Source organism: Bordetella bronchiseptica, assembly GCF_900636925.1.
GTDB classification, from domain to species: domain Bacteria; phylum Pseudomonadota; class Gammaproteobacteria; order Burkholderiales; family Burkholderiaceae_B; genus Bordetella; species Bordetella pertussis.
On record NZ_LR134326.1, the window covers coordinates 2,618,221 to 2,635,656 of the forward strand.

Sequence of the window (17,436 nt, forward strand, 5' to 3'; positions counted from 1 at the left end):
CGCTTGCTGCTGCGGCGCTGTTCCCGCTTCCGGATCCGCCCATGAACCCTGCCGCCGCCGTACCGCGCCGTCCCGTCGATCTGGTGGTCGCCCATCCCGGCCGGCGCGACGCGCCGCGCCACGAGCGCGCCAGCCTGCGCGCGCTGGGCCGGGACATCGCCGAGCTGCTGGGCTGCGAGTACGCCGACGCGCTGCCTGCGGCGGCGCGCGACCCGCGCCTGCGCGTGTATTACGTACCCGCGCGCACCCTGCTGGACGGCCGCGCGCTGGCCTTGGGCATCCAGGGCCCGGACGACCTGTTCGGCGGCGTCGCGCCGCATGGCTTCGTCGCCACCAAGGCGATCACCCATGCGTTGCCGCATGACGGCTGCGCCGCCCCTGCGGCCTGGTCGCGCGAACTGGGCGCGCGGCTGTCCGACTGCGTGCTGCCCGGCTGCACGGTCTTCGCGCTGGACGAGGCGCGCCAGGCCGGCGCGCGGATGCTGCGCACCGGTGCGCTGCGCGTCAAGCCGGTGCGCGCCACCGCCGGCCGCGGCCAGCGCAAGGTCGCCGACGCGGCGGCGCTGGACCAGGCGCTGGCCGAACAGGATGCCGGCGAGGTGCGCCGCTATGGCCTGGTGCTGGAGGAACACCTGGAAGACATCTCGACCTACAGCGTCGGCGTGGCGCAGGTGGGCGTCCATCTGGCCAGCTATATCGGCACGCAGTCGCTGACGCTGGACCACGCGGGCCTGGAAGTCTACGGCGGCTCGGACCTGTGGTTCGTGCCGGGTCCCCTGCCCGCCCTGCTGCAGCTGGAACTGGACGCGCCGCGGCGCGCCGCGCTGGAGCATGCCATGCGTTACGACGAACAGGCGTTCGCCTGCTATCCGCGCCTGTACGCGTCGCGCCGCAACTATGACGTGGCGCGCGGCCGCGATGCGCAGGGCCGCTGGCGCACCGGCGTGCTGGAACAATCGTGGCGGGCCGGCGGGGCCAGCCTGGCCGAGATCGCCGCGCTGCGCGCGTTCGCGCAGGATGGCGGCCTGCGGCGCGCGCACGCCGCCACCAGCGAACACTACGGTCCGGACCCGGCGCACCCGCCCGGCACGCGCATCGTATTCCACGCCCACGACGCCGAGGTCGGCTTCATTTCCAAGGCCGGCGGCATGACGCAAGACAACGGCACGGACGATGACGACACATAGCGAAACCATCACGATCCCCGTGTTCGACACGCAGGTGGCCGGCACCCTGCTCACGCCGCGCGCCAAGCTGCCCGGCGTGCTGTTCGTCCATGGCTGGGGCGGCAGCCAGCGCTTCGACCTGAGCCGCGCGCGCGACATCGCCGGGCTGGGCTGCATCTGCCTGACCTTCGACCTGCGCGGCCATGCCGCCACCGAGGCGCAGCGGCGCCAGGTCACGCGCGAGGACAGCCTGCGCGACATCATGGCCGCCTATGACGCGCTGATCGCCCACCCAGCCGTCGATACGTCCGCCATCGCGGTGGTGGGCAGCAGCTATGGCGGCTATCTGGCCGCCATCCTGACCACGCTGCGCGCGGTGCGCTGGCTGGCGCTGCACGTGCCGGCGCTGTACCGCGATGACGAATGGGCCCAGCCCAAGCTGCAGCTCGACCGCGCCGCCATCTCCGCCTACCGGCACGCCACCGTGGCGCCGGAGGGCAACCGCGCCTTGAGCGCCTGCTCGTCGTTTCGCGGCGACGTGCTGATCGTGGAGGCCGAGCACGACGACTACATTCCGCACTCGACCATCATGAGCTACCGCGGCGCGTTCCTGCATTCCCACTCGCTGACCCATCGCATCGTCGACGGCGCCGACCACGCGCTGAGCGACAAGCGCTGCCAGCAGGCCTATTCGTCCATCCTGCTGAACTGGGCCACCGAAATGGTGGTGGGCGCGCGGGTGGGCGCGGGCCGGCCCGCCTGAGCGCGCGGGCACGCCGCTTGCCGCCCACTGGCCACGCAGACGCCATGAACCCATTGCAACGCCTGCCGCATTACCACGCCCTGCGGCGCGCGGCGGGCAACCCGGAGCCCTAGACCATGAAACCCACCCCCACGTCCCAGGACCGCAAGCAGGATGACGACACCCAACGCGAAGCGCAGCGCAGCCACGGCAGCCAGCAGGCACGCACCAAGAAGGACGGCCATGTATCGCAGATAGGCAGCAACCAGGATCAGTCCAGCCAACGCAACCGGGGCCAGGGCGCGCGCCGCTCGTGAGCCCCGCGGCGCCCGCCGCGCTGCGCTATGTGGACGACAGCCGTCCCGGCCTGGCGCGCCGCCGGCTACCCGGCGGAAAGTTCGCCTACTACGATGCGAACGGCCGCCGGGTACGCGACCCTGCCACGCTGGCGCGCATCGCGGCGCTGGCCATCCCCCCCGCCTATCGCGAAGTGTGGATCTGCGCGCGCGCGGACGGCCATCTGCAGGCCACCGGGCGCGACGCCCGCGGCCGCAAGCAATACCGCTACCACCCCGACTGGCGGGCCTGGCGCGACGCGGCCAAGTACGGCCAGCTGCGCGAGTTCGGCCGCGCCCTGCCGCGCATCCGGCGCCGCGTGGCGCGCGACCTGTCCAGCCGCGGCCTGGCGCCGGACAAGGTCGCCGCCACGGTGGTGCGCCTGCTCGAAACCACGCTGGCGCGGGTCGGCAGCCGCGCGTACGCGCGCGAGAACGGCTCGTTCGGCCTGACCACCGTCACGCGCCGCCATGCCTGGCTGCAGGGCAGCCGGCTGCGCCTGCGCTTCACCGGCAAGAGCGGCGTGGCGCACGATGTCACCGTACGCGACCGCCGCATCGCGCGCGTGGTCAAGCGCTGCCTGGACCTGCCCGGGCAACAGCTGCTCCATTACCTGGACGAGGACGGCGAGCCGCGCCCGGTGGACTCGGAACTGATCAACGCCTATTTGCGCGAGGCCGGCGGCGGCGATTTCACCGCCAAGCATTACCGGACCTGGGCCGCCTCGGCGCTGGCGCTTGCGCTGCTGGTGCGCTGGCCGGCCACGGACGCCGCGGCGCGCCGCGCGGCCGTGGTCGAGGTCGTCAAGCTGGTGGCCGCCCGCCTGGCCAACACGCCCGCGGTGTGCCGCGCCTGCTACATCCATCCCGGCATCGTCCAGGCCTACCTGGACGGCGCCTTGCCGGCGGGCGGCGCCGCGCCGGCCGGGCCGCGCGGGCTGGCCGCCGACGAACGCCGCCTGCTGGCCTTCGTGGCGGCCTGGCCGCACTCAGAAGATCGATGAGCGCGCGTTCCTGGCGCGTGGCTGCGGCGCCGCACCATCGGCCCAGTTGGACTCGGTCTGGTTGTCCACCGCCGGCCCGTGCTTGTCCGCCTGCGCGCGCGCCGGCGGCTTGGGCGGCAGGTTGGGCACCAGCACCGGGCCGCGCGGCGGCAGCACCTTGGCTTGATCGAGTGACGGATCATCGTGCGCGTCGGCACCGCGCGCGGGTTTGGGCTTGGACATCTTGCACCTCGCGCAAGAGATTGCGTACAGTGCATGGTAGTGGGCGGCGCGGCGCGCCGCCATCACGGCTGGTCTCCATTTGCAAGCAAGTCTGAGCGCGGCGCGCCAGGCTCGCCGCTTGCGGCATGCGTGGTTTGCCCCCAGGAGATGGTCATGCTCAATACTCACGTTGTCGAATGCCTGCAGGCCTGCGGCCGTTGCGCCGCGGCGTGCGATTACTGCGCCAGCAGCTGCCTGCGCGAAGGCCACGGCGCCGATATGGCCCGCTGCATCGCGCTGGACCTGGACTGCGCCGCCGCCTGCCGCCTGTGCGCCGCCATGATGGCGCGCGAAAGCGAATTTTCTACAGACATGTGCACCTTGTGCGCGCGCATCTGCGAAGTGTGCGGCGACGAGTGCGCCCGCCACGAGCCGCGCCACTGCCAGGAATGCGCCACGGCCTGCCATGCCTGCGCCAGCGCCTGCCGCGCCATGGCCCGGCCCTGAGGCCACGCCCCACCGGCTTCGTCCCGCCCCAACCCCTTCCCCCAACCGGAGCAGCCCGCCATGCCTACTTCCAAGCGCCCCGCCAACTTCCCCGCCGACCCGACCGCGCCCATGTCCGCCGGCGCGCGCCAGCGCTGGCTCGATGAAATCCACGCCACGCTGGACGATCCCCAATACGCCGATATCGAAGAACTGAAGGCCCGCCTGCGGCAACAGCTGGACGCGGCGCGCGAAGCCTGGTCCCAGCTTGCCGACACCACCAGCAGCCTGGCCAGCGAAGCGGCCGACTGCGCCGACGAGTTCGTCCATGCGCGGCCCTGGCAGGCGGTTGGCGTCGCGGCTGGCGTGGGCATGCTGGTCGGCGCCCTGCTGTGCCGACGCTGACCTGGCACGGGCACGCCGTTTGCTGAGCCTGCCGTCCCGACAAGGAGGCATGATGGCCAGAATCGTCTGGAAAGGCGCGATCGCGTTCGGGCTGGTGCACGTGCCCATCGTGGTCCATGCGGCAAGCCGCCCCAGCCGGCTCGATTTCGACTGGATCGACCGGCGCGACAATGCGCCGGTGGGCTACCAGCGCATCAACAAGCGCACCGGCCGCGCGATCGATGGCGAACATATCGTCAAGGGCTACGAATACGAGAAAGGCGAATACGTCTACATGAACGACGAGGATTTCGCCCGCGCCAACGTCGCCGCCACGCAGACCGTGGAGATCCTCGACTTCGTCAAGGCCGAGGAAGTACCGCTGTATTACTTCGACACGCCGTACTACCTGGCGCCCGACCGGCGCGGCGGGCCAGGCTACGCGCTGCTGCACCGCGCCCTGCGCGACAGCGGCCGCATCGGCATTGCCCAGGTCGTGCTGCACACGCGCCAGCACCTGGCGGCCGTGATGCCGGTGGGCGAGGTGCTGATGCTGGTCACCATGCGCTACGCCGACGAGATCGTGCCGGCCGAGGAATTCGGCCTGGATGACGCGGCCACGCACGACAGGCCCGGCGCGCGCGAACTGCGCATGGCCATGCGCCTGCTCGACGACATGACGTGCAAGTGGGACCCCGCGCAATACCGCGACGCCTATCGCGACGACCTGCTGGCCGCCATCGACAGGAAAGTGCGCGCCGGCAAGACGCATGAGCTGGCCGAGCCGGGCGAAGCCGCGCCGCGCGCCAGCGCCAAGGTCATCGACCTGGCGGCCATGCTGCAACAGAGCCTGGAGCGCGGCAAGCGGCGCGCCGGCGCGCCCGCGCCCCCGGCGAAAAAGGCCGCGCCGGCCCGCAAAGCCACGGCCAAGGGCGCCGCCGCCAAGCGGGCGCGCAAGACGCCCGCGCGGCGCGCCCCGGCCCGCAAGGCGGCCTGACAGGAGGGCACCGCGCCCATGACACAGCCACTGCGGCAGTACCGCGAGAAGCGCGATTTCCGCGCCACCGCCGAACCGGCCGGCGCCGCCCGGCGCCCGCGCGCGGCCGCCCGCGCAAGCGAAGGCCTGTCCTTCGTCATCCAGCGCCATCAGGCGCGCCGCCTGCATTACGATTTCCGTCTCGAAATCGACGGCGTGCTGGTGAGCTGGGCGGTGCCCAAGGGCCCGTCGCGCGATCCTTCCGTCAAGCGCCTGGCCGTGCATGTGGAAGACCATCCGCTCGAGTATGGCGGATTCTCCGGCGACATTCCCAAGGGCCAGTACGGCGCCGGACATGTCGACATCTGGGACAGCGGCGTCTGGATCCCGCGCGGCGATCCGCGCCAGGGCTTGCGGCGCGGCAAGCTGCATTTCGCGTTGCGCGGCCGGCGTCTTGCCGGCGACTGGGTCCTGGTGCGCATGAGCGGCGAGCAGGACCAATGGCTGCTGCGCAAGGAAGACGACGAGGCGGCGGTGCCGGGCGATGACGCCGAACGCGCGCCGGCCACCCCGCCGCCCGCCCCGGAGCCCGCCCCGGAGCACGCCCCGGCGGCCACGCCGCGCGGGCGCCGCGCCGCGATGCCGCGCACGTTGGCGCCCCAGCTGGCCACGCTGGTGGACAGCCCGCCGCATGGGCCGGGCTGGTCGTACGAGGTCAAGTACGACGGCTACCGCATCCTGGCGGCCTGCTCGGCCGGCGGCGTGCGCCTGGTCAGCCGCGGCAACGAGGATTGGCAGGCTCGCATGGCGCCGCTGGCGCGCGCGCTGGGCGCGCTGAAGCTGGGGCGCGGCTGGCTCGACGGCGAGGTCGTCGTGCTCGACGAACGCGGCGTGGCCGATTTCCAGCTGTTGCAGAATGCGCTGGACGGCCAGGCCGAAGGGCTGGTGTTCGTCGCGTTCGACCTTCCCTTCTGGAATGGCGAGGACCTGCGCGCCCTGCCCCTGCAAGCCAGGCAAGAGCGGCTCGAGGACCTGCTGCGGGAGGTGCCCGAGGACGCGCCGCTGATGCTCACGCAACGCCTGCCGGTGGCCGACGACACCGAAGGCAAGGCGGCCTGGAACGAAGCCTGCCGGCTGAGCCTGGAAGGCCTGATCTGCAAGCGCCTGGACGCGCCTTACCGGTCCGGCCGCTCGCAAGGCTGGCTGAAGCTGAAGTGCCGCCCGCGCCAGGAATTCGTCATCGGCGGCTATACCGAACCGGCCGGCGCGCGCCGCCACCTGGGCGCCTTGCTGGTGGGCCTGCGCCAAGGCCGCCAATTGCGCTATGCGGGCCGCGTGGGGACGGGCTTCGGCGCGGCCACGCTGCGCACGCTGGGCCAGCGGCTGGCGGCGCTGCGCCAGGATGCCAAGCCGTTTTCGGGCGACGTGCCGCGCGGCCGCGGCGACGCCGCCATACATTGGGTCAGCCCCGAGCTGGTGGCCGAAGTGAATTATGCGGGCATCACGCGCGACGGCCTGCTGCGCCAGGCTTCGTTTGCCGGCCTGCGCGCCGACAAGCCCGCCAGCGAAGTGCGCGGCGAGGTGGCCGCGCGGCCGCCGGCGGCCAAGGCCGCCACGCCGTCGCGCCGCGCCGGCGATGGCCGCGCCGAGGTGGCCGGCGTGCGTATCTCGCATCCGGACCGGCTGGCCTATCGCGAGCCCGACTACACCAAGTTGCAGCTGGCCGAGTACTACGCGGCCATCGGCCCGCATATCCTGCCGCACCTGCGCCAGCGCCGCGTGGCCCTGTTGCGCTGTCCCGACGGCGCCGGCACGACCTGCTTCTTTCAGAAGCACCTGAGCCAGTCGCTGCCTGCCGGCGTGCGGCGCGACGGCGGGCACCTGGTGATCGAATCGCTGCCCGGCCTGATCGCGCTGGTGCAGTATGGCGCCATCGAGTTCCATACCTGGGGCGCCGATACCCGCCATCCCGACACGCCCGACCGGATCACCCTGGACCTGGACCCCGGCCCCGGCGTGGCGTGGCCGGCCATTGTCGAAGGCGCGCAGATGGCCCGCCTGCTGATGCAGGAAGTCGGGCTGGAACCGTTTCTCAAGACGACCGGCGGCAAGGGCCTGCACCTGGTGGCGCCGCTGCGGCCCACGCAGCCCTGGGACACGGTCAAGGATTTCGCGCGCGCGCTGGCGCGCCAGCTGGCCGTGGCCCTGCCCGACCGGTTCACCGCCAACATGGCCAAGGCCCGGCGCGAACGGCGCATCTTCGTGGACTACCTGCGCAACGGCAACGGCGCCACCGCGGTGGCCGCGTTCTCGGCGCGGGCGCGCGACGGCGCGCCCGTTTCCATGCCGCTGTCCTGGGACGCGCTGGACGCCGGCGACGATTTGCGCGGCGCGCGCTGGAACATCGCCAACGCGCTGGAGCAGGCCCGGCGCAAGCCCGACCCCTGGGCCGATTATGCCGCCAGCCGGCGCACGCTGGGTTCGCGCATGCAGGCGCGGCTGCCGCGCGATTGACCGCAGGCATGCGCGTTGCTGATCGGCGGCGCCGCGCCTCGCGGCGCAGTCACGCATCAGGAGCCCCGTCATGCCCAAGACCCCATCCGACGCTTCCCCCAAGGCCCGGCAGGCCGCCGACCGGACCGCCGAACGCCAGCGCGCCATCCAGCGCGAGCAAGACCAGCGCGACCAACGCAAGCCCGCGGCAGGCCGGCCAGGCGAGGCGCCGCGCACCGGCGCGCGCGACCATCCCGAACCGCCCATGCCGCGCCAGCATCTGGCCAAACCCGGCAACGAAGCCGACATGGCGCTGCAGCCGCAGTTCCTGGCGCCGGCCTACCGCGGCAGCGGCAAGCTGGAAGGCCTGGCCGCGCTGGTCACCGGCGGCGACTCCGGTATCGGACGCGCGGTCGCGGTGCTGTATGCGCGCGAGGGCGCCGATGTCGCGATCGTGTACCTGCAGGAGCACGACGACGCCCGGGAAACCGCCCGCCACGTCCAGGCCGAAGGCCGGCGCTGCCTGCTGATCGCCGGCGACGTGCGCGACCCGGTCTTCTGCGAGGAGGCCGTCGCGCGCACGCTGCGCGAGTTCGGCAAGCTGGATATCCTGGTCAACAACGCCGCCTACCAGGAGCACGCTTCGTCGTTGCAGGACATCACCGACGAGCGCCTGGACGAAACCTTCCGCACCAATATCTACGGCTACTTCCACATGGCGCGCGCCGCGCTGCCCCACTTGAAGGAAGGCGCCACCATCGTCAACACCGGCTCGGTCACCGGCCTGCGCGGCCATCCCACGCTGCTGGACTACTCCAGCACCAAGGGCGCCATTCATGCCTTCACCTGGTCGCTGGCGGCCAATGTGGCCGAGCGCGGCATCCGCGTCAACGCGGTGGCGCCCGGGCCGGTGTGGACGCCGCTCAACCCCGCCGACCAGGCGCCCGGGCAGATCAAGGACTTCGGCGCCAGGACCGCGCTCAAGCGCGCCGCCCAGCCCGAGGAACTGTCGCCCGCCTATGTGTTCCTGGCCAGCCCGGCCTGCGCCAGCTACATCACGGGCATCGTGCTGCCGGTGACGGGCACCCCGGGCGAGTAAGGCCCTAGCGGCCCGGGCGCGTGGCGTCGATGGACGGCGGCGCGCTCGGCGAGGCCGGCGAAGGCGGCGCGGGCTCGCCCGGGCCGCCCGGCGGCAGCTTGCGCGGTTCGGCCTGCGGCGACGGCCGGGCCAGCCGCCGGGCGTCTTGCAGCAGGTTCTGCAGCATGGGCAGCGTATGCACGGCGAACTCCCGCACCGGCGCCGCTTGCGCCTCGTCGGCCGCCTGCCGGTAGTGCCGCAGCGTTTCCTCGCCCAGGGCCACGCCGGCCCAATGCAGGTACATCCGGTCGAAGGCGGCCTCGCGCTGCTGCGCCAGTTCCTGCAAATGGGTGCGTTGCGTCACGTCGGGGCCGGCCGGCAGCGTCACCGCCTGCGCGTGCGCCACGTCGGCCAGTTCGCGGCCCAGGTCTTGCAGCCGGGCGGCCGCCTGGCGCGCATAGGCCTGGACGTCGCCGCTGGCGCCGTGCTGCCGCGCCAACGCGGCGGCTTGCGCCGAGGTCTGCGCCAGTTGCGCGGCGCGCCGCAGCCATGCTTCGTCGGCCGCCGGGCTGGCCTGCGCCGCCCATATCCCCAGGCACAGCAGGCCGGCCAGCCAACGGGCGGCCAGGGCTAGCCGCCGGCCGCCAGTTGCGGCGGTTGCAAGGGATCGAAGTCTTCCCATTTGCCGTCCACCCAGCGCCCTTGGGCGCGTTCGAGATCCTGGCCGCCGGCATCGCGCAGAAGGGCCAGCGTCCGTTCGGCCTGCACACCGTCCACATGCAAGGCCAGCATCACGCCGGCATGACGCACCGGCGCGTGTTCGTCGGCGCCCGGCGGGCTGGCTGCCGGACTGGCCGTGGCCGGCCGCAACGGCCGGCGGCCGCGCCCGGCCACCCACAGCGCGCCGAACAGCGCGCCCACATAGGCGCCCACGCCCACCGCCGCGACCAGCGCCAGCGAAGTGGCCGCCAGGGCGCTGGCCACCACGCCGGCGATCGCGCCCAGCGCCAGCCCGCCCACCGCGGCGCCCGTGATGGCGCCGTACTGCGCCGGCCCGGCATCGGGGTCGGCGCGCCGGTCCCCGCCCAATGGGTAGCGGTCGTGCGCGCCGGCGCTGTTGACGTAGAACGTATGGATATCTTCCTGCGAAATGCCTGCCGCCTGCAAGCGCCCGGCGGCGGCCGCGGCGGCATCGAAAGTCATGAAACGGGCGGCGACGATCATCGACATGGTCCGTCCTCCTGTATCCGGGGCTGCCAGGCCCGCAAGCGGCATGCCCGCGGTGCTCATCCGGCATCCGGCCGGGGCCAGGTCAGGCGCCAGTAGCGCTCCGGGGCCGCATCGTCGCCATGCCCAGGCACCAGTCCCAAGGGTTCGAGCTGGCTGTGGTAGGCGGCCACCGCCCGCGTCTTGCTGGCGCCGCGGGCATCGCCCGGCAGGGCCACCGGCGTGGCATACACCTTGCGCCCGTGCAACTGGGTCAGCCGTGCCTGCACCGCGCCGCGGCGGCGCCGGTACAGGACCTCCTCGTAGGCCAGCCAGTCGCAGCCATCGAACAACCCGCGCACCGCCAGCGCGGCGTCGGCCACCCGCACATGGTCTTCATCGAACAGACCCAGGGGAATCAGCAAGGCGCCGGGCCTGATCGACTGGACGGCCGCCGCCAGGACTGTGGGCAGCCGCGCCAGCATCGCTTCGCTGCCCGGATACTGGCTGTCGAGCAGGTCCAGGCCCAGGCCTGACGCGCCCAGTTCGGCCAGCGCGTTGCGATCCTCCGCCTGGCGCGCCTGCATGGCCTGGTCGGCGCGTTCGAAACCGCAGCGCCGGTCCCAGTCCGGCAAGGCGGCGGCGACGCTGGGCACGCCGGAAAACACCGTCAGCACCGTGGCGCCGGGCGTGGCCGCCAGCAGGCCGCCGCAACTGAATACGGCATCGTCGAAATGCGGGGACACCACCAGCAGGCGTTGCGCCATGGCCGTGCCCGGGTCAGGGCCGACAAGCCGGCGCCATCCCGCTCCATGGTCCATCGACGGCGCGCACACGGGTCGCGCCGATGGCCCGTGGAACGGGGCGCACTGCCCGTCGGGCGGAGTGAGAGTATTGCTCGAACATGATCGCAGCTCCTGAACGAGTGCGCAGGCCGCAAACGCCGTGCCCGTGGCGCCCGCGCGAGCCGGCGGGCGCCGCCGCGCCGCAGGCACGCCGCTTGCAGGGCATGAGGCATCCCCCACTCCGGAGAGCCATCGTGCCCAAGCGTTCACTCTGGCCCGTTTCCCCTCCCGATGCCGAGCCCCGCCCCGGCCTGGGCCCCAGCGACTCATCGGACTCCGCCAGCGACCTGCCCGACGCGGCGGCCGAGACCGACAGCGATACCGGCGGCACCGGCGAGCGCCCCGGCGTCGAGTATGACCGGCAACCGCCCGACGGCGCCGATATCGCGCCCGACACGCAGACCGACGCCGGACATGCCGGGGTTTCCCGCCATCGCCCCGACTCCGTGCGCAACGGCGGGCCGCCGGACCAGCCTTGACCCGGCGTGTAGAAAATCCACTTCGGCCCCAGGCCTGCACAGGAGCGCATCATGGACGTGGACTGGAACGGCGTGTTCGCGTTGACCGTACCGCCTCTGGAGCTGTTCCTGCGCGGAACGCTGATCTACTGGTTCCTGCTGGCGCTGTTGCGGCTGGCGGGACGGCGCGACATCGGCTCCCTGGGCGTGGCCGACATGCTGGTGCTGGTGCTGATCGCCGACGCGGCGCAAAACGCCATGGCGGGCGAATACAAGTCCGTCACCGACGGCGCCATCCTGCTGCTGACCATCGTGGGCTGGACCGTGGCCATCGACCGCGCCAGTTATTTCCTGCCCGCGGTGGGCCGCGTGCTGGCGCCCTCCACGGTCTGCCTGGTGCGCGACGGCGAGTTGCAGCGGCGCAATATGCGGCGCGAATATATCACCGAAGCCGAACTGATGAGCGAGCTGCGCCTGAAGGGCTACGACAGCCTGGACGACGTACACCGCGCCTATATGGAACCCGACGGCAACATCAGCGCGTTGCGCCGGCACGGTTGAGCAGGCCGGCGCCGGGCGCGGCCGTCCCGGCGTCGGCCGGCAGGACTGGCCTACCAGTACGGCCGCTGGTCGTAATAATCGTAGAGCTCCTCGGCCCAACGCTTGTCCGCCATGCCCGGCCAGTCGTTCTTGTCGAAGCCGCCAGCCTGCCTGAGGTGTTCCTTGGGGATGTCGAGCACGAAGCATTTATGGTCGGTATCCAGCACCAGCGCGCTCCAGGGCAGCGCGAACAGCTTGTCGCCCATGCCCAGCACGCCGCCGAACGACAGCACCGCGTAGGCGACGCGGCCTTGCGGCACGTCGATCATGATGTGCTGCACCGAACCGAGATGCTCGCCCTGGGGGTTCAGCACGCGGTTGCCCTCCAGCGTGTCGGCGGCCATGATCTGCGGGCCGGGGCCGACGGCGCTGAACTTTGCGCGGCCGACGATGCGCGTCGGCCCGCTGGCTGCGGCGGCCGCGGCCAGCGGCGCCTGTCGGGAAGAGATGTCCATGTCCGGCTCCTTGTTCATGGCGCGTTCGTGGGCGCGACGACGCGAATGCGGTTGTCGATGTCGGCCACGCCCAGGCAGTCGTCCGCGCAGTTCTCGATGGCGTACTTGTCGCGCCGGCGGGCTACCGTCCCGCTCAGTTCGACCTGGCCGTCTGTCACCGAGACCGATACATCGCTGACATCCAGGCCGCTGTGCGCCAGGCGTTCGCAGACATCCTCGCGCAAGCGCTCGTCCGAGCGGGTGTAGCCCTTGGGCAGGATGCGGCGGCTGCCTGCGCGGTGCCCGGCGCCGGCCAGGCCGGCCCATTCGCCGCCGTCGCCGTGGTAGCCGCCGTAGTCGCCGGCCAGCGGGCCGTCATGGAATTGCTGCCGCTGCCAGCGCGGGTCCTCGTCGCGGAACCCGCCATAGCTGCTCTGGCCCGGATCGGCGCTGCGGCTGGTGATCGGTTCGTTCCATTGCGCGCGGCGCGTGCCGGGATAAGGTCCGCCCTGCTCGTATTGCGGGCCGCGGCGGTTCGGCTGGCCGCCCGTTGCGCGATTGGGGCGTTCGCCGTAGGGACGGCCGTAGTCCGGTTCTTCGGCCCCCCAGCGGCCGCTGCCGCGACTGTAGTCCTGCGCTTCGGGACGGTCGTTGCCATGCCACGAAGGCCTGCCTTGCCGGACGTCGCGGCCGCCCAGCCGGAAGTCGCGCTCGAATTCGTCATGGGGGCCGAAATCGTCGTCGCCATACGGCGGCTGGCGTCGGTTGTCGTTACGCATCGCCTTCTCCTGCGTTGTGGGTTGCGGATCGGGCCGGCACAGCACTTGCGCGCCGCCGGGCTTCGTATCCGCTGCGGCGCGCAAGTGCTGTGCCGGCCTTGCCCGGCCTGGCGCGAAGGCGGGCAAGGCGTGCGCGAAGCACGCAACGAGAGCCGCGTACGCAATCCGCTGTAGCCGGGCGCTGTCCGGGACGCTAGCGTCTGCGCCCGCGGTCGGACATGGCGCAGGCGCCCAGCAGCGCGCCCAGCACGATGGCCACCCCGATCAGCTTCCAGCTGTTCTCGTGCACGTACCCGTCGGCGACGCGCGAGGCGCGCTGGTAGCGCTCGACGGCGCTGCGTTCCCAGCCGCCGGCCTGGTCGCGCGCCGCTTCCAGTTGGTGCTTGAGCCGGTCGCGCACCGACTCGAGTTCGGAGCCGCCGTACGACGCGGTCGAACGCAGCAGCGCCTCGGCGCCGGCGATCAATTCATGCAGGCCGGATTTGACCTGCTGTTTCGATTCGCGCATGCGGGCGCGGTCTTCGGTATGTGCATGCATGACGTCTCCTTGCAGAAAATGCCGGCGCCGCCGAGGTGGCGAACGCTCGCCGGCCGCAGTGCGCAAGTCGCGTGCCGCCCCGCGGCACGGCCGTTGCGGTCCCTGTCACAGCTCCCGCGTGGCCCGCCGCCAGACCGCCTCGAAATCGTTGTCGGACCAGCGATCCATGCCCGGCGTGTTCTGCGGGCTCAGCCCTGGCATGGGGTTGGCGATGGCGCCGGACTCGCCCGGACTGCCGTCGGCCTGCTCTACGCGCGGCCGCGGCTTTCTGGGCGCGGGCGCCTCGTCGCGGCGTGGCGCGGACGGTTTGGACGATGGAGTATCGTTCGATGCTTTCATGATGCGGCTCCTGCTGATGGCGGAAAGAAAACGGCATGTCGGCCGGCCTCAGCCGGCCCACCATTGCTTGAGGGTGGCGCGCAGCGCCGCGCCACCGGCCGGGTCCGCCCGCAGCGCCTGCACGTAGGCGCGCACCTGGCGCGCCGGGATGTGCGGCGGCAGCGGCGGCATCTCGGGGTCGGTCATGACTTCCAGCACCGCCGGGCGGCCGGCGGTCAGCGCCTCGCCCCAGGCCGCGCCGAGATCCTGCGCGCGCTCCACGCGCAAGCCATGCAGGCCCAGCATGCGGGCGTAATCGGCATAGGCGAACGGCGGCAGGCGTTGCGAATCCTCGAAGCGCGGATCGCCGCCCATCACGCGCTGCTCCCAGGTCACCAGGTTGAGATCGCCATTGTTCAGCACCAGGACCACCAGCGTGGGGTCGGCCCAGGCGCGCCAGCGGTCGGCGATGGTGATCAGCTCGTTGATGCCGTTCATCTGCATCGCGCCGTCGCCCACCAGCGCCACCACCGGCCGCTCGGGATAGGCCAGCTTGGCCGCCAGCGCGTAAGGCACGGCGCAGCCCATCGTGGCCAGCCCGCCCGACAGCGACGCCATCATGCCCTCGCGCAGCTTCACGTCGCGCGCATACCAATTGGCCGCCGAGCCCGAGTCGGCCGTCACGATGCTGCGGTCCGGCAGGCGCTGCGAGAGCTCCCAGAACACGCGTTGCGGGTTGACCGGCGAGGCGTCCACCATGGCGCGCGCCTCGACGGTACGCCACCAGCGCGCCACCGACGCTTCGATGCGTTCGCGCCAGCGCGCCCGCGGCTTGTTCTCGAGCAGCGGCAACAAGGCCTGCAGGGTCTGGCGGCTGTCGCCGGCCAGGCCCACTTCCACCGGATAGCGCAGGTTCAGGTTGCGGCCGTCGCGATCGATCTGCACCGCGCGCGCCTGGCCTTCGCGCGGCAGGAACTCGCTGTACGGAAAGGCCGTGCCGACCATCAGCAAGGTGTCGCATTCGTTCATCATCTCCCAGCTGGGCTGCGTACCCAGCAGGCCGATGGCGCCGGTCACGTAGGGCAAGGCGTCGGGCAAGGCGGCCTTGCCCAGCAAGGCCTTGGCGACCCCGGCGCCCAGCCGCTCGGCGACCGCCCGCAAGGGCTCGGCCGCTTCCAGCGCGCCCGCGCCGGCCAGGATGGCGACCCGCTCGCCGCGATTGAGAATGTCGGCGGCATTGCGCAGCGCCGTATCCGGCGGCACCGCCGCATGCGAGGTGACGCCGATGCCGGTCGGCACGCTGCCATGTTCGCGCGGCAGTTCACGCACCGCCGGCAGATCCTGCACATCATTGGGCAGGATGACGCAGGTCACGCAGCGCCGCTCCAGCGCAATGCGCAGCGCGCGGTCGACCAGGTGCCGCGCCTGCTCGGCGCTGGCGGCCTGCTGCACGAAGTCGTGCGCGACATCCTTGAACAGCGAAACCAGGTCGACTTCCTGCTGGAAGTCGCCGCCCAGCGCGCGGCGCGCCTGCTGGCCCACCAGCGCCAGCACGGGCTGGTGGTCCAGCTTGGCGTCGTACAGGCCGTTGAGCAGATGGATCGCGCCCGGCCCCGAGGTCGCCATGCAGACGCCGACCTGGCCGGTGAACTTCGCATGCGCGCAGGCCATGAAGGCGGCCATCTCCTCGTGGCGGGCCTGCACGAACTCCAGCGGCTGGCGCGTGCGCCCGAATGCGCCCATCAGGCCGTTGATGCCGTCGCCAGGATAGCCAAAGATGCGCCGGATGCCCCATTGCGCGAGACGCTCCAGTACGAAGTCCGATACGGTTTCCATGCCTGCCCCCGAAAAGTGCCGGCGCCCCTGGGGCGCCTGGCTGGCGGGTCAGCATGTGCCATGCCCGTGCGGGTCTCAGTGCTGCGCGCGCGGGGCTGCTCCCTCTTCGTTGGCCGCGGCGTCCGGCGGTCCTGCCTCGCCATACTCTTCCAGCCGGTTGTAGAGCGTCTTGGCGCTGATGCCCAGCATCGCCGCGGTCTGTTTCTTGACGCCGCCGCAACGCTGCAAGGTGGCCAGGATCAGACGCCGGTCCGCCTCGGCCAGCGTCGAGCCCACCGGCACGATCACCTGCCCGCCGCCAGCCGCGTCGCTGGGCGAGATCTGCGGCGTGAGCGCGCTGGCGTCCAGCGTGTCGGATTCGGCCAGGATGAACGCGCGCCGCACGAAGTTCTTCAGTTCCCGCACGTTGCCGGGCCAGGCGTACTCCGCCATGCTCTGCAGCGCCTGCGGCGCGAAGCGCTTGCTCTTGCCGTACTCGCGGTTCAGTCCGTCGAGGAAACGCTCGGCCAGCATGGCGAGGTCGTCGCCGCGCTCGCGCAGCGGCGGCAACTCGATGGGAAACACGCTCAGGCGGTAATAAAGGTCTTCGCGCAGCCTGCCGTCGCGCACCGCCTGCTCGGGGCTGCGGTTGGTGGCGGCCACCACCCGCACGCTGCAGGATATCTCGCGGTTGGTGCCCACCCGCATGAAGGCGCCGGTCTCCAGCACGCGCAGCAGCTTGACCTGCAAGTCCAGCGGCATTTCGGTCACTTCGTCCAGGAACAGCGTGCCGTTGTCGGCGCGTTCGAAATAGCCCTTGTGCTGGCGCTCGGCGCCCGTGAAGCTGCCCCGTTCGTGCCCGAACAGTTCGCTCTCGATCAGGTTGGGCGAGATCGCGCCGCAGTTGACCGCCACGAAGGGGCCGGCGCGCCGCGCGCTGAGCTCGTGCACCGCGTGCGCGGCCAGTTCCTTGCCGGTGCCGCTCTCGCCGATCAGAAGCGTCGTGACCTCGGTGGGCGCCACGCGCGAGATCTGGCGGTACAGCGCCTGCATGGGCGCCGACGCCCCTACCAGGCGTCCGAAGCGGCCGTCCTGCTGGAACGGCTGGGAGGGGTCCCAGTCGCCGTCCTGCCCCGCCGACGCCACGCGCGCAAGAATCTGTTCGAGGCGTTCCATGCAAATGGGTTTGACCAGGTAATCGGTGGCGCCGGCGCGCAGCGCTTCGATGGCGTTTTCCATGCTGCCGTAGCCGGTGATCACCACCACCTCGACCCCGGCATGCGAAATGCGGGAGAACAGGTCCATGCCGGTGGCGCCGGGCAGGCGCACATCGGTCAGCACCAGGTCCGGCAATTGCCGTTCCACCTGGATCAGCGCGTCGCGCACCGTGCCGGCCTGCGCCACGGTATAGCCGTGCTCGCGGCCGATCTCGACCAGGCTTTCGCGTACCGCATCGTCGTCGTCAACGATCAGCAAGTGAGGCATCGTTCCCCCGCAATGCAAGAATTGCGCACGGCGCCGCCAGCCGCCCTGCCGTGCAGTCAGTGTGCATGAGTGAAGTACCCGTGCTGCCTTGAT

At 71.7% G+C, this 17,436-nt stretch carries 21 protein-coding genes; 11 read left to right on the forward strand and 10 right to left on the reverse strand.

Annotated elements, in window-relative coordinates:
- The first annotated feature begins 41 nt into the window (after positions 1 to 41).
- The 4 genes from EL288_RS12260 (at position 42) to EL288_RS12275 (ending at position 3,247) form a co-directional block, all read left to right on the forward strand.
- A complete protein-coding gene (locus EL288_RS12260) occupies positions 42 to 1,187 on the forward strand; it encodes a DUF3182 family protein (protein ID WP_003811364.1) in 1,146 nt (381 codons plus the stop codon).
- On the forward strand, positions 1,174 to 1,929 hold the full coding sequence (locus tag EL288_RS12265; RefSeq protein ID WP_010928665.1) for an alpha/beta hydrolase family protein: 756 nt from the start codon (positions 1,174 to 1,176) through the stop codon (positions 1,927 to 1,929). The genes EL288_RS12260 and EL288_RS12265 overlap by 14 nt, the downstream gene beginning before the upstream one ends.
- Before the next feature lie 116 nt (positions 1,930 to 2,045).
- Positions 2,046 to 2,225 carry a hypothetical protein gene (locus EL288_RS12270; protein ID WP_003811361.1) on the forward strand — a complete coding sequence of 60 codons (180 nt, stop codon included), beginning with the start codon at positions 2,046 to 2,048 and terminating at the stop codon, positions 2,223 to 2,225.
- Positions 2,222 to 3,247, forward strand: coding sequence for a DNA topoisomerase IB (locus EL288_RS12275; RefSeq protein ID WP_033458745.1), 1,026 nt, complete (start codon positions 2,222 to 2,224; stop codon positions 3,245 to 3,247). Before EL288_RS12270 ends, EL288_RS12275 begins: the two co-directional genes overlap by 4 nt.
- Here the strand turns inward: EL288_RS12275 and EL288_RS12280 are convergent.
- A complete protein-coding gene (locus EL288_RS12280; protein WP_003811358.1) occupies positions 3,233 to 3,532 on the reverse strand; it encodes a hypothetical protein in 300 nt (99 codons plus the stop codon). The genes EL288_RS12275 and EL288_RS12280 overlap by 15 nt on opposite strands.
- Positions 3,533 to 3,622: 90 nt before the next feature.
- Between EL288_RS12280 and EL288_RS12285 the strand changes: the two genes are divergently transcribed.
- The 5 genes from EL288_RS12285 (at position 3,623) to EL288_RS12305 (ending at position 8,886) form a co-directional block, all read left to right on the forward strand.
- The gene (locus EL288_RS12285) at positions 3,623 to 3,955 is read left to right on the forward strand and encodes a four-helix bundle copper-binding protein (protein ID WP_003811357.1); all 333 of its coding nucleotides are present in this window, start codon (positions 3,623 to 3,625) and stop codon (positions 3,953 to 3,955) included.
- Between the two features lie 60 nt (positions 3,956 to 4,015).
- The gene (locus tag EL288_RS12290) at positions 4,016 to 4,339 is read left to right on the forward strand and encodes a DUF883 family protein (protein WP_003817524.1); all 324 of its coding nucleotides are present in this window, start codon (positions 4,016 to 4,018) and stop codon (positions 4,337 to 4,339) included.
- 49 nt (positions 4,340 to 4,388) lie between these two features.
- Positions 4,389 to 5,315, forward strand: coding sequence for a non-homologous end joining protein Ku (gene ku / locus EL288_RS12295; protein ID WP_010926655.1), 927 nt, complete (start codon positions 4,389 to 4,391; stop codon positions 5,313 to 5,315).
- Between the two features lie 18 nt (positions 5,316 to 5,333).
- Positions 5,334 to 7,808, forward strand: coding sequence for a DNA ligase D (gene ligD, locus EL288_RS12300; protein ID WP_033461619.1), 2,475 nt, complete (start codon positions 5,334 to 5,336; stop codon positions 7,806 to 7,808).
- Between the two features lie 70 nt (positions 7,809 to 7,878).
- The gene (locus tag EL288_RS12305; RefSeq protein ID WP_126621945.1) at positions 7,879 to 8,886 is read left to right on the forward strand and encodes an SDR family oxidoreductase; all 1,008 of its coding nucleotides are present in this window, start codon (positions 7,879 to 7,881) and stop codon (positions 8,884 to 8,886) included.
- Positions 8,887 to 8,890: 4 nt separating this feature from the next.
- Here the strand turns inward: EL288_RS12305 and EL288_RS12310 are convergent, their stop codons facing one another.
- Genes EL288_RS12310 through EL288_RS12320 form a run of 3 tightly spaced genes read right to left on the reverse strand, consistent with a single transcriptional unit; the run spans position 8,891 to position 10,838 of the window.
- Entirely contained in the window at positions 8,891 to 9,547 is a 657-nt protein-coding gene (locus EL288_RS12310) for a DUF4142 domain-containing protein (protein ID WP_225665625.1), read from the reverse strand.
- Positions 9,496 to 10,095, reverse strand: a complete 600-nt coding sequence (locus tag EL288_RS12315) for a hypothetical protein (protein ID WP_033461617.1) — start codon at positions 10,093 to 10,095, stop codon at positions 9,496 to 9,498. Before EL288_RS12315 ends, EL288_RS12310 begins: the two co-directional genes overlap by 52 nt.
- 56 nt (positions 10,096 to 10,151) lie before the next feature.
- Positions 10,152 to 10,838: a PIG-L deacetylase family protein gene (locus tag EL288_RS12320; RefSeq protein ID WP_225665624.1), complete on the reverse strand. Its 687-nt coding sequence runs from the start codon at positions 10,836 to 10,838 to the stop codon at positions 10,152 to 10,154.
- A 272-nt stretch (positions 10,839 to 11,110) separates the two neighbouring features.
- On the opposite strand from EL288_RS12320, the gene EL288_RS12325 reads away from it, so the two are divergent.
- Entirely contained in the window at positions 11,111 to 11,395 is a 285-nt protein-coding gene (locus EL288_RS12325) for a hypothetical protein (protein WP_225665623.1), read from the forward strand.
- Positions 11,396 to 11,446: 51 nt separating this feature from the next.
- Positions 11,447 to 11,935 (forward strand): DUF421 domain-containing protein, encoded by a 489-nt coding sequence (locus EL288_RS12330; protein ID WP_003811345.1) that lies wholly within the window; start codon positions 11,447 to 11,449, stop codon positions 11,933 to 11,935.
- A 50-nt stretch (positions 11,936 to 11,985) separates the two neighbouring features.
- Here EL288_RS12330 and EL288_RS12335 read toward each other — a convergent pair whose 3' ends face one another.
- The 6 genes from EL288_RS12335 to EL288_RS12360 all read right to left on the reverse strand — a co-directional run bounded on the left by EL288_RS12335 (position 11,986) and on the right by EL288_RS12360 (position 17,343).
- Positions 11,986 to 12,429 (reverse strand): PRC-barrel domain-containing protein, encoded by a 444-nt coding sequence (locus EL288_RS12335; RefSeq protein WP_015063838.1) that lies wholly within the window; start codon positions 12,427 to 12,429, stop codon positions 11,986 to 11,988.
- A gap of 14 nt (positions 12,430 to 12,443) precedes the next feature.
- Entirely contained in the window at positions 12,444 to 13,187 is a 744-nt protein-coding gene (locus EL288_RS12340) for a BON domain-containing protein (protein ID WP_010926659.1), read from the reverse strand.
- 193 nt (positions 13,188 to 13,380) lie between these two features.
- Positions 13,381 to 13,725, reverse strand: coding sequence for a DUF883 family protein (locus EL288_RS12345; protein ID WP_003811342.1), 345 nt, complete (start codon positions 13,723 to 13,725; stop codon positions 13,381 to 13,383).
- Positions 13,726 to 13,830: 105 nt separating this feature from the next.
- The gene (locus tag EL288_RS12350) at positions 13,831 to 14,064 is read right to left on the reverse strand and encodes a hypothetical protein (RefSeq protein WP_003811341.1); all 234 of its coding nucleotides are present in this window, start codon (positions 14,062 to 14,064) and stop codon (positions 13,831 to 13,833) included.
- A gap of 48 nt (positions 14,065 to 14,112) precedes the next feature.
- Positions 14,113 to 15,879, reverse strand: coding sequence for a thiamine pyrophosphate-requiring protein (locus EL288_RS12355; RefSeq protein ID WP_033467018.1), 1,767 nt, complete (start codon positions 15,877 to 15,879; stop codon positions 14,113 to 14,115).
- Between the two features lie 75 nt (positions 15,880 to 15,954).
- Positions 15,955 to 17,343, reverse strand: coding sequence for a sigma-54-dependent transcriptional regulator (locus EL288_RS12360; protein WP_015063841.1), 1,389 nt, complete (start codon positions 17,341 to 17,343; stop codon positions 15,955 to 15,957).
- Positions 17,344 to 17,436: the final 93 nt, after the last annotated feature.

What these genes read in the sequence shown, in the direction of transcription:
- EL288_RS12260 (WP_003811364.1), top strand. Translation starts at nt 42, where the DNA reads ATGAACCCTGCCGCCGCCGTACCGCGCCGTCCCGTCGATCTGGTGGTC.
- EL288_RS12265 (WP_010928665.1), top strand. Translation starts at nt 1,174, where the DNA reads ATGACGACACATAGCGAAACCATCACGATCCCCGTGTTCGACACGCAG.
- EL288_RS12270 (WP_003811361.1), top strand. Translation starts at nt 2,046, where the DNA reads ATGAAACCCACCCCCACGTCCCAGGACCGCAAGCAGGATGACGACACC.
- EL288_RS12280 (WP_003811358.1), bottom strand. Translation starts at nt 3,532, where the DNA reads ATGGCGGCGCGCCGCGCCGCCCACTACCATGCACTGTACGCAATCTCT.
- EL288_RS12285 (WP_003811357.1), top strand. Translation starts at nt 3,623, where the DNA reads ATGCTCAATACTCACGTTGTCGAATGCCTGCAGGCCTGCGGCCGTTGC.
- EL288_RS12290 (WP_003817524.1), top strand. Translation starts at nt 4,016, where the DNA reads ATGCCTACTTCCAAGCGCCCCGCCAACTTCCCCGCCGACCCGACCGCG.
- ku (WP_010926655.1), top strand. Translation starts at nt 4,389, where the DNA reads ATGATGGCCAGAATCGTCTGGAAAGGCGCGATCGCGTTCGGGCTGGTG.
- ligD (WP_033461619.1), top strand. Translation starts at nt 5,334, where the DNA reads ATGACACAGCCACTGCGGCAGTACCGCGAGAAGCGCGATTTCCGCGCC.
- EL288_RS12305 (WP_126621945.1), top strand. Translation starts at nt 7,879, where the DNA reads ATGCCCAAGACCCCATCCGACGCTTCCCCCAAGGCCCGGCAGGCCGCC.
- EL288_RS12310 (WP_225665625.1), bottom strand. Translation starts at nt 9,547, where the DNA reads ATGGGAAGACTTCGATCCCTTGCAACCGCCGCAACTGGCGGCCGGCGG.
- EL288_RS12315 (WP_033461617.1), bottom strand. Translation starts at nt 10,095, where the DNA reads ATGTCGATGATCGTCGCCGCCCGTTTCATGACTTTCGATGCCGCCGCG.
- EL288_RS12320 (WP_225665624.1), bottom strand. Translation starts at nt 10,838, where the DNA reads ATGGCGCAACGCCTGCTGGTGGTGTCCCCGCATTTCGACGATGCCGTA.
- EL288_RS12330 (WP_003811345.1), top strand. Translation starts at nt 11,447, where the DNA reads ATGGACGTGGACTGGAACGGCGTGTTCGCGTTGACCGTACCGCCTCTG.
- EL288_RS12335 (WP_015063838.1), bottom strand. Translation starts at nt 12,429, where the DNA reads ATGGACATCTCTTCCCGACAGGCGCCGCTGGCCGCGGCCGCCGCAGCC.
- EL288_RS12340 (WP_010926659.1), bottom strand. Translation starts at nt 13,187, where the DNA reads ATGCGTAACGACAACCGACGCCAGCCGCCGTATGGCGACGACGATTTC.
- EL288_RS12345 (WP_003811342.1), bottom strand. Translation starts at nt 13,725, where the DNA reads ATGCATGCACATACCGAAGACCGCGCCCGCATGCGCGAATCGAAACAG.
- EL288_RS12350 (WP_003811341.1), bottom strand. Translation starts at nt 14,064, where the DNA reads ATGAAAGCATCGAACGATACTCCATCGTCCAAACCGTCCGCGCCACGC.
- EL288_RS12355 (WP_033467018.1), bottom strand. Translation starts at nt 15,879, where the DNA reads ATGGAAACCGTATCGGACTTCGTACTGGAGCGTCTCGCGCAATGGGGC.
- EL288_RS12360 (WP_015063841.1), bottom strand. Translation starts at nt 17,343, where the DNA reads ATGCCTCACTTGCTGATCGTTGACGACGACGATGCGGTACGCGAAAGC.